We start from the raw sequence: 12,578 nt of genomic DNA, 5'->3' as shown, positions 1-12,578 counted from the left end.
ACCCGCCCCGCCAACACCCCGGCCGACCGTGCACTTCGGGACTTTCTCGATCACCGGCCCAACGTCGGGGTCATGACCGCCGCCCACCGGGGGCAGTGGCGCAAGGCGCCCGAGAACAGCCTGGCCGCGGTCCGGGCCGGCTTCGCGGACGGTGCCGAGATCGTCGAGGTGGACGTACGGCTGACCAAGGACAAGGTCCCCGTGCTGATGCACGACGCCACCGTGGACCGCACCACGAACGGCACCGGCCGCGTCGCCGACCTCACCCACGCCCAGCTCCGCGGCCTGCGCCTCCGTGCGGGTCTCGGCGGGCGCCAGGCGGCGGTCACCGGCGAGCGGATCCCCACGCTCGCCGAGGCCATGCAGGCCTCCCGCACCCTCGGGCTCGTCAACCTCGACCAGGCCTGGAAGGACCGCGAGGCCGTCTGGCGGGTGCTGGAGGAGACCGGGACCGTACGCAACGGCCTCTTCAAGTCCAAGGCGCCGGTGCCGGAGGTGCGGGAGTTCCTCGGGCGCCACCGGAACGCCCTGTACATGCACCTGGTGGACGACGCGAACGCCGAGTCCGTCGCGGAGTTCGGAAAGAGCAGGCCACCCGCGTTCGAGGTCGTCTTCGACGACGTCCGCGACAGGGTGGCGCAGCCCGCCTTCCTCCAGGGGCTGCGCGCGACCGGCCGCGTGTGGTTCAACACCATGCGCAACGACTACGCCGCCCGCTTCACCGACGAGGCCTCGCTGGTCGCCCCCGCACGCGGCTGGGGCGGGCTCATCGCCGGGTACGGGGCGACGATCCTCCAGACCGACAACGTGGAGACGCTGAGGTCCTATCTGACCAAGGGCGTCGCGGACCCCGTGCCGCCCGGAGCCGTCCGCGTCCAGGCCGAGAACTACGCCCCCGGCGGCGCGGGCGTGGCCTACCACGACACCGATACCGGCAACCGGGGCGACGGGCCGGGGCGGCGCGGCGACCACGTCGACGTCTGCGACCACGACGGAGCGGTGGTGGTGTGCTGGATGCGGGGAGCGGAGTGGATCACCTATGGGGTCGACGTACCGAAGGACGGCCATTACACGCTCAAGGCCCGCGCCTCATCCCCGTACGCACCCGCCGGGACCTACCGGATCGCCTACGACGGTGGCCGCCCCGGCAAGGCCGTGCAGGTCGCGAACACCACGGCCCACTACGCCTTCGCCCTCCAGGACAGCCACGACCCACGGCACCTGACCCGCGGGCGCCACACCGTGCGCGTCTCCCTCGACGCGGGCGTCTTCCAGAACTGGAACCTCGACTACCTCCAGCTGGAGCCCGTCCGGCCGTGACCCCGCCCGGCCGTAACGCCGTGATCAAGCCATGCCCCGGACCCGGAGGGAATGTCCTCCGGGTCCCGTTCGTTCACAGTGGCAGAAAGTTCTACGTTCAACTAAAGTGAGCGAACGAGGAGGTACCGACCATGCCTGCAGTGACCGTCGAGAACCCGCTGACCCTGCCCCGAGTGGTGGCGCCGGCCGACGCCGTGGCGCGCCCCGTGCTCGCCGTGACCACCGCGCCGCGCGGCTTCGAGGGCGAGGGGTTCCCGGTGCGCCGGGCCTTCGCGGGGATCAACTACAAGTACCTCGACCCGTTCATCATGATGGATCAGATGGGTGAGGTGGAGTGGGAGGCGGGCGAGCCGAAGGGCACCCCCTGGCACCCCCACCGCGGCTTCGAGACGGTCACCTACCTGATCGACGGCACCTTCGTCCACCAGGACTCCAATGGCGGTGGCGGCACCATCCGCAACGGCGACACCCAGTGGATGACGGCCGGCAGCGGCCTGCTCCACATCGAGGCGCCGCCGGAGGACCTCGTCATGTCCGGCGGCCTCTTCCACGGCCTCCAGCTCTGGGTGAACCTCCCCGCCAGGGACAAGATGATGGACCCCCGCTACCAGGACATCCGAGGCGGCCAGGTCCAGCTGCTCGCCTCCCCCGACGGCGGCGCGCTGCTCCGCGTCATCGCCGGTGAGCTGGACGGCCACGAGGGTCCCGGCATCACGCACACGCCGATCACGATGATCCACGCGACCGTGCGGCCCGGCGCCGAGGTGACGCTGCCCTGGCGCGCGGACTTCAACGGACTCGCGTACGTCCTCGCCGGACGCGGCACGGTCGGTGCCGAGCGCCGCCCCGCCCACCAGGGGCAGACCGCCGTCTTCGGCGCCGGGTCCTCGCTGACCGTCCGCGCCGACGAACGGCAGGACGCGCACGCCCCCGACCTGGAGGTCGTACTGCTCGGCGGGGAGCCGATCCGCGAGCCGATGGCGCACTACGGCCCGTTCGTGATGAACAGTCAGGCCGAGCTGCGGCAGGCCTTCGAGGACTTCCAGAAGGGCCTCCTCGGCACGGTCCCCGCCGTACACGGCATGTAGCCGCGGACGTCCCCGGCAGGCAGCCGTACGCGACACGGCAGGCAGCCGTACATAACGTGCGAGGCGCCGGGCGGCGTGCTCGGGTGGGAGGGTGCTGACCCTTCTCCCCGAACCCGCCCGGCGCCTGGCCTCCTGGTGCGCGGTGGTGCTGCTCGTCGTCGGTGTGGCGGCCGTCGGCGTCTGGCTGTGCGTCACCTTCCAGACGGCCGTGACGCCGGTCCTGCTCGCCCTGCTCGGCACCGCGCTCCTCGGCCCGCTGTACCGGCGGCTGCTCAAGATGCGGGTGCAGCGCTCGCTGGCCGCCGGGCTGACCTGCGCGGCCGTCGTCGCCGTGGTCGGCGGGGTCGCCTACATCGTGGCCAAGGCCCTGATCGACACGGGCGACCAGATCATCGCCTCCCTGAGGACCGCGGCGACCGACCTCGCCAAGTACTTCGGCGCGGCCGGGACCTCGCTCGACGACATGGCGTCGAACGCCAAGGACCTGCTCGGCAAGTTCGGCGGAACGGCCGCATCGGGCGTGCTCAGCGGACTCAGCGTCGTCGGCGAGATCATCGCCATGGCCGTGCTCGCGCTCCTGCTGGTCTTCTTCTTCCTGCGCGACTCCGGCAAGGCGATGGCCTCGCTGCGCTCCCTCGCGCCGGGTGACTCCGCCGATGTCGTGGAGGCCATGGCGCGCCGCGCCTTCGTGGCGATCGAGGGGTTCATGCGGGGCACGACGATCATCGCGTTCATCGACGCCCTCTGCATCACCGTCGGACTGCTGATCCTCCGTGTGCCGGGCGCGGTGGGCCTCGGCGCGCTCGTGTTCGTCGGCGCGTACATCCCGTATCTGGGGGCGTTCCTGTCCGGCGCGATCGCCGTCCTCGTCGCCCTCGCCGACCGCGGCTTCGTCATCGCGCTGTGGGCACTGGGCGTGGTGCTCGCCGTGCAGGTCCTCGAAGGACACATCCTGCAACCGGTGATCCAGAGCCGTACGGTCCAGATGCACCCGGCCGTGGTGATGCTGACGATCACGGCGGGCGCGTCCGTCGCCGGAATCCTCGGCATGCTCCTGGCCGTCCCCCTGACGGCAGCGGCCTTCGGAGTCCTCTCGGAACTGCGCGCTCGCTACACCGCCACGCCGTAGCGCCCCGAGGAGAGCGCCCCGAAGGGGCGCGGGGAACTGCGCGACCGGCCCACGACAACCCGCGCGTCATCGGCCCCCCGCCGCTGCCCCGGTACTCAGTCCCCCGCCCCACCGCCGGAGGCATTCGCGTCCTCATAAAGCTCGAACCAGATGCTCTTGCCGTCCCCCCGCGGATCCACGCCCCAAGCCCCCGCAAGCAGCTCCATCAGAACCAGCCCGCGCCCGGACGACGCAAGCTCGCCAGGCCGCCGCTTATGGGGCAGATCGTCGCTGCCGTCCGCGACCTCGGCCCGCAGCCGACGCGCGCCCGGCTCGCCGGTGACCTCGGCGACGAGGAGGGCGTCCCCGTCCGTGTGCACGAGGACGTTCGTGAGCATCTCCGAGACCATCAGTACCGCCGAGTCGACCTGGTCGTCGTCCGCCCAGTCGTGCAGCAGGTCCCGCAGATGGCGGCGGGCCCCCGCGACCCGCTCCGGCTCGGCCTGCGCGACCGTCAGGACGGTCCTGCGGGCGTCCGTGCGCTGCTCGGGGCGGCTGGTCCTGCTCAGCAGGAGCACCGCTATGTCGTCCTCGCGGCGGTCGGCGAGCGGGCCGGTGGTGTAGTGCGAGGTGGGCCCGTGCACGGCCTGGACGAGCCGGTCGGCGAGGAGTTCGAGGCCGTCCTCCTCGTCCTCGCCGAGGTACGCCTCCAGGGTCGCCCTGATCCGCGCCCAGCCGCTGTCCAGGTCGTGGCCGCCGGTCTCGATCAGGCCGTCCGTGCAGATCAGCATGGTCTCGCCGGGCTCCAGGACGAGACGGGTGGTCGGATAGTCCGCGTCCGGGTCGATGCCCAGCGGCAGACCGCCCGCCGTGGGCCTCAGCAGAACCGTTCCGTCACTCATGCGTATCGCGGGTTCGGGGTGGCCCGCGCGGGCCAGCTCCAGGACGCCGGTGGCCGGGTCGGCCTCGACGTACAGGCAGGTCGCGAAGCGCGGGTCGTACGCCGCCGACTCGTCGGCGCCGCTGCCGCTCGAACCGTAGGTGATCGACTCCGTGATCCCCGACAGGAAACGGGTCGCCCGCGAAAGCACCGCGTCCGGGCGGTGCCCCTCGGAGGCGTACGCGCGCAGGGCGATCCGCAGCTGACCCATCAGCCCCGCCGCGCGCACGTCGTGCCCCTGGACGTCGCCGATGACGAAGGCGATACGGCCGTTGGGCAGCGGGATCATGTCGTACCAGTCGCCGCCGACCTGGAGACCCCCGCCGGTCGGCACATAGCGGGCCGCCACGCTCATCCCCGGGATCTGCGGCCCGAGCATCGGCAGCATCGAGCGCTGCAGCCCCTCCGTCAGCTCCCGCTCGGACTCGGCGACCCCGGCCCGCGAGAGGGCCTGCGCCAGCATCCGCGCGACCGTCGTCAGGACCGAGCGCTCGTCGGGCGTGAAGGAGACGGGGTAGGCGAAGGCGGCCATCCACGCGCCCATCGTGCGGCCCGCCACCGTCAGCGGCAGGAACGCCCACGACTGCCGCTCGAAGCGCCGCGCCAGCGGCCAGGCCGCCGGATAGCGGCGGCGGTAGTCCTCCGGCGAGGAGAGATAGACGGCACGGCCGGTGCGTACGACCTCGGCGGCCGGATAGTCCGTGTCCAGCGGCATCGCGGAGAAGGGCCCGTCGTCGCCCGGCTGGTGCCCGTGGTGCCCGATGATCGAGAGCCGGTCGCCCGCCACCCCGAAGACGGCGAGCCCGTCCGGCGAGAACCCCGGCATGGAGAGCCCCGCCGCGACCCGCAGCACCTCTTCCGTCGACCGCGCCTCGGCCAGCGCGCGGCCCGCGTCGAGCAGGAACGCCTCACGCGAGCGCCGCCAGTCGCCGGTGACGGGGGTGCGGGCGGCGGTGCCCGGCGCGGGCTCGGTCACCTCTTGCAGGGTGCCGATCAGTTCGTACGCCTCGGTAGCGTCGTGCAGGACGGGCTTGGAGCGGCTGCGTACGGTACGCAGCACCCGGCGTCCCGTGTCGTCCATGATCCGCAGCCGGGCCTCGGCGAGGGTGCCCTCGGCGACGGCGAGCTGGACGGTTCCGTAGATCTCGTTCCAGTCGACCGGGTGGAAGCGGGAGCGCACGGCCGCCTCGGTCAGGGTCTGGGCGCGCGCGGGCAGACCGAGGAGCCGGGCCGCCTCGGCGTCGACCGTGACGGTCCCGGACGCGTTGTCCCAGCGCCAGAGCCCGGTCGCGATGGCGGCCAGGACGTCCCGCAGGGGAGGCAGGGACTCGTCCCCCACCTGCGAGAGGGGATCGTTCCCCACCTGCGAGGGGGGATCGTCGGTGCGCATTGACCCACTTTAGGAAGATGTACGGGCCCACCGCCACCGAGCCCCGGCAGCGCGGGCCCCTCGCCGGGCCGCCGGAGGGGGTGGCCCGGCGGATATCCGGAAACCGATCTTCGCCCGGACGGTAGCCTTGGGATGGTCTGCTCTCTCCCCTATTCGCGAAGACTGGATGAACGACGATGCATCGGTACAGGTCCCACACCTGCGGCGAGCTCCGCGCCTCTGACGTCGGCACCGACGTCCGGCTGAGCGGCTGGCTGCACAATCGCCGAGACCTGGGCGGCATTCTCTTCATCGATCTCCGCGATCACTACGGCATCACGCAGCTGGTGGCCCGCCCGGGCACGGCCGCCGCCGAGACGCTCGACAAGCTCTCCAAGGAGACGGTCGTCCGCGTCGACGGCAAGGTCGTCTCGCGCGGCGCGGAGAACGTGAACCCGGAGCTGCCGACCGGCGAGATCGAGATCGAGGCCGCCGAGGTCGAGGTGCTCGGCGCCGCGGGCCCGCTGCCCTTCACGATCAACGCCGAGGACGGCGTGAACGAGGAGCGGCGCCTGGAGTACCGCTTCCTGGACCTGCGCCGCGAGCGCATGCACCGCAACATCATGCTGCGGTCGGCCGTGATCGCCTCCATCCGCTCCAAGATGGTGGCCCTCGGCTTCAACGAGATGGCGACGCCGATCCTCACCGCGACCTCCCCCGAGGGCGCCCGCGACTTCGTCGTCCCCTCCCGCCTGAACCCGGGCAAGTTCTACGCCCTGCCGCAGGCGCCGCAGCAGTTCAAGCAGCTGCTGATGATCTCGGGCTTCGACCGCTACTTCCAGATCGCGCCCTGCTTCCGCGACGAGGACGCGCGCGCGGACCGCTCGCCGGGCGAGTTCTACCAGCTCGACGTCGAGATGAGCTTCGTGGAGCAGGAAGACGTCTTCCAGCCCATCGAGAAGCTGATGACCGAGCTGTTCACGGAGTTCGGCGGCGGCCGCGAGGTGACGTCCCCCTTCCCGCGCATCCCGTTCCGCGAGTCGATGCTGAAGTACGGCAACGACAAGCCGGACCTGCGCGCCAAGCTCGAACTGCACGACATCACGGACATCTTCGAGGGCTCCGACTTCAAGGCCTTCGCGGGCAAGCACGTGCGCGCGCTTCCGGTGCCGGACACGGCCTCGCAGTCCCGCAAGTTCTTCGACGGCCTCGGTGACTACGCCGTCGAGCACGGCGCCAAGGGCCTGGCCTGGGTGCGGGTGGCCGAGGACGGCTCGCTGACGGGCCCGATCGCCAAGTTCCTGACCGAGGCGAATGTGGCGGAGCTGACCAAGCGGCTCGGCCTTGAGGCCGGTCACGCCGTCTTCTTCGGCGCGGGCGAGTTCGACGAGGTCTCGAAGATCATGTCGGCGGTGCGCGTGGAGGCCGCGAAGCGTGCCGGGCACTTCGAGGAGGGCGTCTTCCGGTTCTGCTGGATCGTCGACTTCCCGATGTACGAGAAGGACGAGGAGACGGGCAAGATCGACTTCTCCCACAACCCGTTCTCGATGCCGCAGGGCGGCATGAAGGACTTGGAGGAGAAGGACCCGCTCGACATCCTCGCGTGGCAGTACGACATCGTCTGCAACGGCATCGAGCTGTCCTCCGGCGCCATCCGGAACCACGAGCCCGAGGTCATGCTGAAGGCCTTCGAGATCGCGGGCTACGACGCGGAGACCGTCGAGCACGAGTTCGCGGGCATGCTGCGGGCGTTCCGCCTCGGGGCGCCGCCGCACGGTGGCATCGCGCCGGGTGTGGACCGCATCGTGATGCTGCTGGCGGATGAGCCGAACATCCGGGAGACGATCGCGTTCCCGCTCAACGGCAACGCGCAGGATCTGATGATGGGGGCGCCGACCGAGCTTGACGAGTCTCGGCTGCGGGAGCTGAACATCTCCCTGCGGAAGCCGGCGGCGCAGTAGCGGTTGTCCTGGTTGTCGTAAGGCCCCGGAACCTGAATGGTTCCGGGGCCTTTTTGTGCGTCTGCTTCTGCTTGGTCGTCTTCGAGTGCCGGTGCGTGGTGGCTGGTCGCGCCCCCGCGGCGGAGCCGTATATGTCACAGCCCCGCGCCCCTTCGGGGCGCCCCAGACGGGCCGCTCTGCCTGGGTCCCTTAAGGGGCTACGCGGCGTGTGTGGGGGTGGAGTTGGCTTCGGCTTCGGCCCATTCGGTGACGAGTTGTTCGTACACCCGTCGCTCGTCGGGCCTCAGGCGTCCGCCGGCGCTCAGCCACAGCGCACGGATCTCCTCGTTGACCTCGTCGGCGGTACGTCGCCGGTCGGGGGAGGGAGTCGTGGCCATGCAGTGAAGCTTACGTAGGGGAGTGTGAAGGCGGCGTCAAATTAAGCCATGACCCCGCATGACATAGCTCACCGTGAGCCGGGCGCGGCGCACGGTGAGTGGCCCAGTTGGCCGTGGACCAGGCCCAGTTGGCGTTTTCGCCGCCCTCAGCTCGCGCTGAGCCGGACGCCGAGCCCGTCGAGTACGCGCTGGAGGCCGTAGTCGAAGGTCTCCTCGCGCGCCTTGGCCGGGTCCTCGGCGCGGGGGTCCCGCTGCCCGGCGCCCTGCGGCGGCGCCGGCAGGTCTGCGGCGAACTCCTGCTCGGTCTTGCCGCTGCGGGCGATGAGGGACAGATAGGCGGCTTCGCTGGTGGCCATTCCGATGACGTACGAGATGACGGTGCTCAGCGCCTGCTCGGTCTCGTCGGCGGGGAAGCCGGCCACCCCGTACACGGCGGCCATGCGCTCCGACATCCTCGTCACGTTCGGGCCGAGGTGGATGAGGCCGACCTGGCCGAGGACGGAGGCGACCCAGGGGTGCCGCAGGATCATCGCGCGCAGGCTGTAGGCGCTGCGGGCGGCGGCGTCGCGCCAGTCGGCGGGGCCGGTCGCGGCGGGCACCGCCAGCTCGCCGTAGACCTCGTCGACGACCAGCTCGATCAGCTCGTCCTTGTTGGCGACGTGGCGGTAGAGGGAGGTGGCGCCCGCGTCGAGGCGGGTCCCGAGCTTGCGCATGCTGAGCGCTTCGATCCCGTCGGCGTCGAGCAGCCGCACGGCCTCGGCCACGATCTGCTCCCGGCTCAACTGCTCGCGCTGACGCCGGGGCCGGGTCCACACCGAGGCGATCTCGGACTTCTGCTCAGCGGGCACGGGGGCCTCCTCGTACGTCCACGGGTTCGTCCCGTCATCGTAGCGCACGGTGTACGCATCGTGCGTACACCGTGGGCGCGGTGGGCTCGCTACGCCGTTGCCTTCGGCGGCGTGTCCTCGGCGAACAGCTCGTCGACGGAGTGGACGGTGAAGGCCAGATCCTGCCAGCGGGCGAGGATGTCGGGGTCGGTGCAGGTGGTGATGCGTTCGCGGGCGGGGTCGGGGAGGGGGACGAGGCGGTGTTCGAGGAGGTGGATGAGGGTGCGAACACGCTCCTCAACCAGAGCCTCGGTCGCGCCCTCGGCCCTGCCCTCCTCCTTGCCTTCGAGGTAGGCCTCCTCACGGAGGGTGCCCCGGCCCGGGAAATAGCTGACGAACGTCATGAGTTCTCTCCATTCCGCTGCGGCCGGGGTGTTTCCCAGGCCGACGTCCAGCAGATCGCTGTAGTAGTCGGCGGACTTCTTGTCGGTCGCTCGCAGGGCACGAGCCAGCGCCTCCAGTATGGCGCCGGCGTCTTTTCTGCGGCCATGTGTCAGGGCCGAGAACGCCGCCATCGCCAAGTCCCGTGCCGCTTCGGACGGATCGGTGATGACCGGTACGTTCTCGGGCCCGAGGACGAGGGGATGGGTGGTGAGCGCCGTCCATCCCAGCGCTCCGCAGGTGAACGGGCCCGCCGCCCAGTTCGCGGTCGCCCTGTCCTGGCAGACGACGAGCAGTAGCACCGGCAGGTCGTACTTCGCTTGCAGATACGCGACGTAGTACGCCCAGCTCGTCGCCTTGTCCGCATCGCGCCGCCCCTGGGACTCGATGGCGAGGAGGAAGCTGTCGCGGCCGTCCGATGGCTCGACGCGGAGCACGCTGTCGACGCGGCGCTCGATGGGGCGGATCTCAGTGGTGTCGGGCGTGAGGACTTCCACGACGGCCTTGGCGGGCGGCGGGATGCCGAGCAGTCCGAAGACAGGGCCGAGGATCTCCGGGCGTTCCTGGAAGATCCGGTGGGAGGCCTCGTGGTGTGAGGTGACCATGGGGGAAAGCTAAGCGGGGCCGGGTGCGGAAATCCGATGAGTGGACTGCGATCACCCTTTCGGGTGCGGCGTCACCGCTTCTTCATCAGTTCCACCGCCCTGCTGAAGCTGTCCGCGCCGTGGCCCGCATCGATCACTCGGTGGAAGATGTGCTTGACCGCCTCGGGGAACGCCGTGTCCACGCCCGCGTCCGATGCGGTGTGGACCACGTGGTCCATGCTGGCCAGGCCCATCGCGGTGCGGTCCACGTCGCCCTCGTGGTTGCCCGCGTCGATGCGGGAGGCGTAGAAGTCGACGAAGTGGCCCATGCCCGCGAAGTTCTCCGTGACGTAGGGGGCGATGTCGGTGGCCGTGAGGCCGTGGGCGTCGGCCAGGGCCACGGCCTGCCAGTAGGCGATCATCGAGGGCCAGAAAATGGCCATGTTCAGCTGGTACATCAGCGCGGCGAGGCCCGGGTCCTCGCCCCGGTAATCCGTCTTGCCGGTGATCACTTCCAGGGCCTCGCGGTGGGTCTCGTACGTCTCGCGCGGCCCGCTGTAGAACGTCGACGCGTCGGCCGTGCCGATCAGGGGCGGCGGGCACAGGACGCCGCCGGTGAGGAGTGTGCCGCCGTGTTCCGTCACCCAGCGGGCGCCCGCCCGGGCCTTCTCCGGGGTGTCCGAGCTGAGGTTCACCAGGGTGCGGCCCGCGAGCGCAGCCTCGGCGGGTTCGAGGATCGCGTACATCGCGTCGAGGTCCGTGAGGCTGAGGATCGTCAAGTCGGAGGCGGCCAGGGCCTCTTCGGGCGTCGCGGCGAGGGTCGCGCCGCGCTTCACCAAGGCGTCGGCGCGGGACGGGGTGCGGTTCCAGAGCGTGACTCGGTAGTCCCGGTTCAGGTAGGCGGCGGCCATGGCCTGGCCCATCGGGCCCAGACCGATGACGGTGATCGTGCGAGACATGCGGTTCCTCTGTTCGTGGAAGTGAGCTAGAACGAGCGCTCTATTTAGCCGCTCGGGCAGAACGTAGCACAGGTCTAGAACGAACGCTCTACTTAATGGGCGGGTAAGGTGAGGCCATGGCCCACAGCAGCGCCGCGAAGAGCGCGAACCCCAGTACCCGTGACCGGATCGTCGTCGTCGCCGCGCGGCTCATCCAGCGGCAGGGGTATGTGGGTACCGGCATCAAGCAGATCGCCAAGGAGGCGGACGCCACGCTCGGCTCCGTCTACCACTTCTTCCCCGGCGGCAAGGAAGCCGTCGCCGTGGCGGCCCTCGCGCACAGCGCGGAGGAGTTCGCGCAGCTGCTGCGGGAGGGGCTGGAGGGGCTGGACGGTGACCGTGACGGTGGTCCTGGTGCGGCCATCGAGCGGTGCGCGGGCGAACTCGCCGTCGCGCTGCGGGAGTCGGGTTGGGTCGACGGTTGCCCCGTCACGGCCGCGGCCCTGGAGACGCTCGGCACGGACTCCGAGATCCAGCGGGTCTGCGCGGAGGCGCTGCGCGGCTGGGAGCGGATCGTCGAGGAGCGGCTCACCGCGGCGGGCCTCGCCCCCGGGGACGCGCGGGAGCTGGCGACGACGGTGATCAGTACGTTGGAGGGCGCGGAGGTGACCGCGCAGGTCAGCCGGAGCGAGGAGCCCCTGCGGGCGGCTGGGCGGCAGTTGGCGCGGCTCGTCGGGACGTACGCGTAGGGGCCAGGTCGGTGTGGAGCAGGTGGTGGTCCGAGTACGGGGTGGGGCGTACGGCGTGCCTGAGCGGGGTGAGTTCCCCCCGCAGGAAGATGTAGTCGAACTTGGCGTGCCAGTCGGTGGTCGTCTCGCAGGTGCCGGGGGCGGGTTCGGGGGGTGAGGGCCGGCACTGGGGGTCCGCGTCCGTGGCCAGTGACCACATTCCGGTGAGTTCGGGGGTCTCCGGTACGGCGTTGAAGTCGCCGAGAACGATCGCGCGTTCGTACGGGGCGACGGCCGTGGCCAGTACGCGGGTCTGCTCCGCGCGGACCGCTTCCTGGCGGCGCTGGGCGAGGTGGGTGTTGAAGACCCGGGTGGGCCGGCCGCCGACGGTGGTGGTGACGGCCATGTAGCCGCGGTCCTCGGAGCCGCCGTCGGGGTACTCCACGTGCGTACGTTCCGTCATCGGGGTCGCCGAGAGGATCGCCTGGCCGAAGGCGCCGGGGCGCCAGGGCCAGCCTCCGCAGCGGCCGCGGTTGCGCAGGACCATTCCGTATTCGACGTGGTAGTTCAGCCCGTAGAGGTGCTTCAGGTAGGCGCGGATCTTCTCCACGTCACGTACGCAGGCCTCTTGCAGGCCGATGAGCTGGGGCGCGTAGGTGGCGATCTCCGCGGCTCGGCCGACGTTGCTCTCGTCGCAGGGGTTGCAGATGTTCCACGTCATGACCCGGCCCGGAACGACGTTTTCGGCGGCCTGCGGGGGCAGTGGTCTGTTGAAGAGGGCGCCGTCGGTGGGGGTGCTGGGGCCGAGGAGCGCGGCGCAGGCCACGGTCAGGGCGCCTGCGAGCAGCCGCGTGCCTCTTCTCAAGTGGCCTCTCCTTCGACGGGGGTGCCCTGGCG

Annotated in this window: 11 protein-coding genes; 5 read left to right on the top strand and 6 right to left on the bottom strand. The window is 70.8% G+C overall.

The window, feature by feature from the left end:
* The 3 genes from GKQ77_RS17405 to GKQ77_RS17395 all read left to right on the top strand — a co-directional run.
* Nucleotides 1-1,320 (top strand): glycerophosphodiester phosphodiesterase family protein (locus GKQ77_RS17405; RefSeq protein ID WP_219689693.1); only part of this gene is annotated, 1,320 nt, incomplete at its 5' end.
* A 131-nt stretch (nucleotides 1,321-1,451) separates the two neighbouring features.
* On the top strand, nucleotides 1,452-2,408 hold the full coding sequence (locus tag GKQ77_RS17400) for a pirin family protein (RefSeq protein WP_219689692.1): 957 nt from the start codon (nucleotides 1,452-1,454) through the stop codon (nucleotides 2,406-2,408).
* A gap of 94 nt (nucleotides 2,409-2,502) precedes the next feature.
* Entirely contained in the window at nucleotides 2,503-3,537 is a 1,035-nt protein-coding gene (locus GKQ77_RS17395; protein ID WP_219689696.1) for an AI-2E family transporter, read from the top strand.
* A gap of 95 nt (nucleotides 3,538-3,632) precedes the next feature.
* Here GKQ77_RS17395 and GKQ77_RS17390 read toward each other — a convergent pair whose 3' ends face one another.
* Nucleotides 3,633-5,846 carry an ATP-binding SpoIIE family protein phosphatase gene (locus GKQ77_RS17390; RefSeq protein ID WP_219689691.1) on the bottom strand — a complete coding sequence of 738 codons (2,214 nt, stop codon included), beginning with the start codon at nucleotides 5,844-5,846 and terminating at the stop codon, nucleotides 3,633-3,635.
* 176 nt (nucleotides 5,847-6,022) lie between these two features.
* Here GKQ77_RS17390 and aspS point away from each other — a divergent pair, with 176 nt between their 5' ends.
* The gene (gene aspS / locus GKQ77_RS17385; RefSeq protein ID WP_219689690.1) at nucleotides 6,023-7,786 is read left to right on the top strand and encodes an aspartate--tRNA ligase; all 1,764 of its coding nucleotides are present in this window, start codon (nucleotides 6,023-6,025) and stop codon (nucleotides 7,784-7,786) included.
* Nucleotides 7,787-7,983: 197 nt separating this feature from the next.
* Here the strand turns inward: aspS and GKQ77_RS17380 are convergent, their stop codons facing one another.
* The 4 genes from GKQ77_RS17380 to GKQ77_RS17365 all read right to left on the bottom strand — a co-directional run bounded on the left by GKQ77_RS17380 (nucleotide 7,984) and on the right by GKQ77_RS17365 (nucleotide 10,974).
* Complete coding sequence (locus tag GKQ77_RS17380; protein WP_125514022.1) at nucleotides 7,984-8,163, bottom strand: hypothetical protein; 180 nt, start codon at nucleotides 8,161-8,163, stop codon at nucleotides 7,984-7,986.
* 146 nt (nucleotides 8,164-8,309) lie between these two features.
* The gene (locus GKQ77_RS17375; RefSeq protein WP_443728923.1) at nucleotides 8,310-9,059 is read right to left on the bottom strand and encodes a TetR/AcrR family transcriptional regulator; all 750 of its coding nucleotides are present in this window, start codon (nucleotides 9,057-9,059) and stop codon (nucleotides 8,310-8,312) included.
* 41 nt (nucleotides 9,060-9,100) lie between these two features.
* A complete protein-coding gene (locus GKQ77_RS17370) occupies nucleotides 9,101-10,036 on the bottom strand; it encodes a hypothetical protein (RefSeq protein ID WP_219689689.1) in 936 nt (311 codons plus the stop codon).
* 71 nt (nucleotides 10,037-10,107) lie between these two features.
* Nucleotides 10,108-10,974 carry an NAD(P)-dependent oxidoreductase gene (locus GKQ77_RS17365; protein ID WP_219689688.1) on the bottom strand — a complete coding sequence of 289 codons (867 nt, stop codon included), beginning with the start codon at nucleotides 10,972-10,974 and terminating at the stop codon, nucleotides 10,108-10,110.
* Between the two features lie 116 nt (nucleotides 10,975-11,090).
* Between GKQ77_RS17365 and GKQ77_RS17360 the strand changes: the two genes are divergently transcribed.
* Complete coding sequence (locus GKQ77_RS17360) at nucleotides 11,091-11,702, top strand: TetR/AcrR family transcriptional regulator (protein ID WP_219689687.1); 612 nt, start codon at nucleotides 11,091-11,093, stop codon at nucleotides 11,700-11,702.
* On the opposite strand, the gene GKQ77_RS17355 is transcribed toward GKQ77_RS17360, so the two are convergent.
* On the bottom strand, nucleotides 11,632-12,546 hold the full coding sequence (locus GKQ77_RS17355; RefSeq protein ID WP_258021464.1) for an endonuclease/exonuclease/phosphatase family protein: 915 nt from the start codon (nucleotides 12,544-12,546) through the stop codon (nucleotides 11,632-11,634). The genes GKQ77_RS17360 and GKQ77_RS17355 overlap by 71 nt on opposite strands.
* Between the last annotated feature and the right edge of the window lie 32 nt (nucleotides 12,547-12,578).

The organism is Streptomyces anatolicus, assembly GCF_019400875.1.
GTDB classification, from domain to species: Bacteria; Actinomycetota; Actinomycetes; order Streptomycetales; family Streptomycetaceae; genus Streptomyces; species Streptomyces anatolicus.
The sequence above is the reverse complement of the archived record's forward strand: the minus strand, read 5'-3'. Positions and strand labels throughout refer to the sequence as shown.

Bases quoted from the DNA above. Each gene is read 5' to 3' on its own strand.
- GKQ77_RS17400 (WP_219689692.1), top strand. From the start codon at position 1,452: ATGCCTGCAGTGACCGTCGAGAACCCGCTGACCCTGCCCCGAGTGGTG.
- GKQ77_RS17390 (WP_219689691.1), bottom strand. From the start codon at position 5,846: ATGCGCACCGACGATCCCCCCTCGCAGGTGGGGAACGATCCCCTCTCG.
- aspS (WP_219689690.1), top strand. From the start codon at position 6,023: ATGCATCGGTACAGGTCCCACACCTGCGGCGAGCTCCGCGCCTCTGAC.
- GKQ77_RS17380 (WP_125514022.1), bottom strand. From the start codon at position 8,163: ATGGCCACGACTCCCTCCCCCGACCGGCGACGTACCGCCGACGAGGTC.
- GKQ77_RS17370 (WP_219689689.1), bottom strand. From the start codon at position 10,036: ATGGTCACCTCACACCACGAGGCCTCCCACCGGATCTTCCAGGAACGC.
- GKQ77_RS17365 (WP_219689688.1), bottom strand. From the start codon at position 10,974: ATGTCTCGCACGATCACCGTCATCGGTCTGGGCCCGATGGGCCAGGCC.
- GKQ77_RS17360 (WP_219689687.1), top strand. From the start codon at position 11,091: ATGGCCCACAGCAGCGCCGCGAAGAGCGCGAACCCCAGTACCCGTGAC.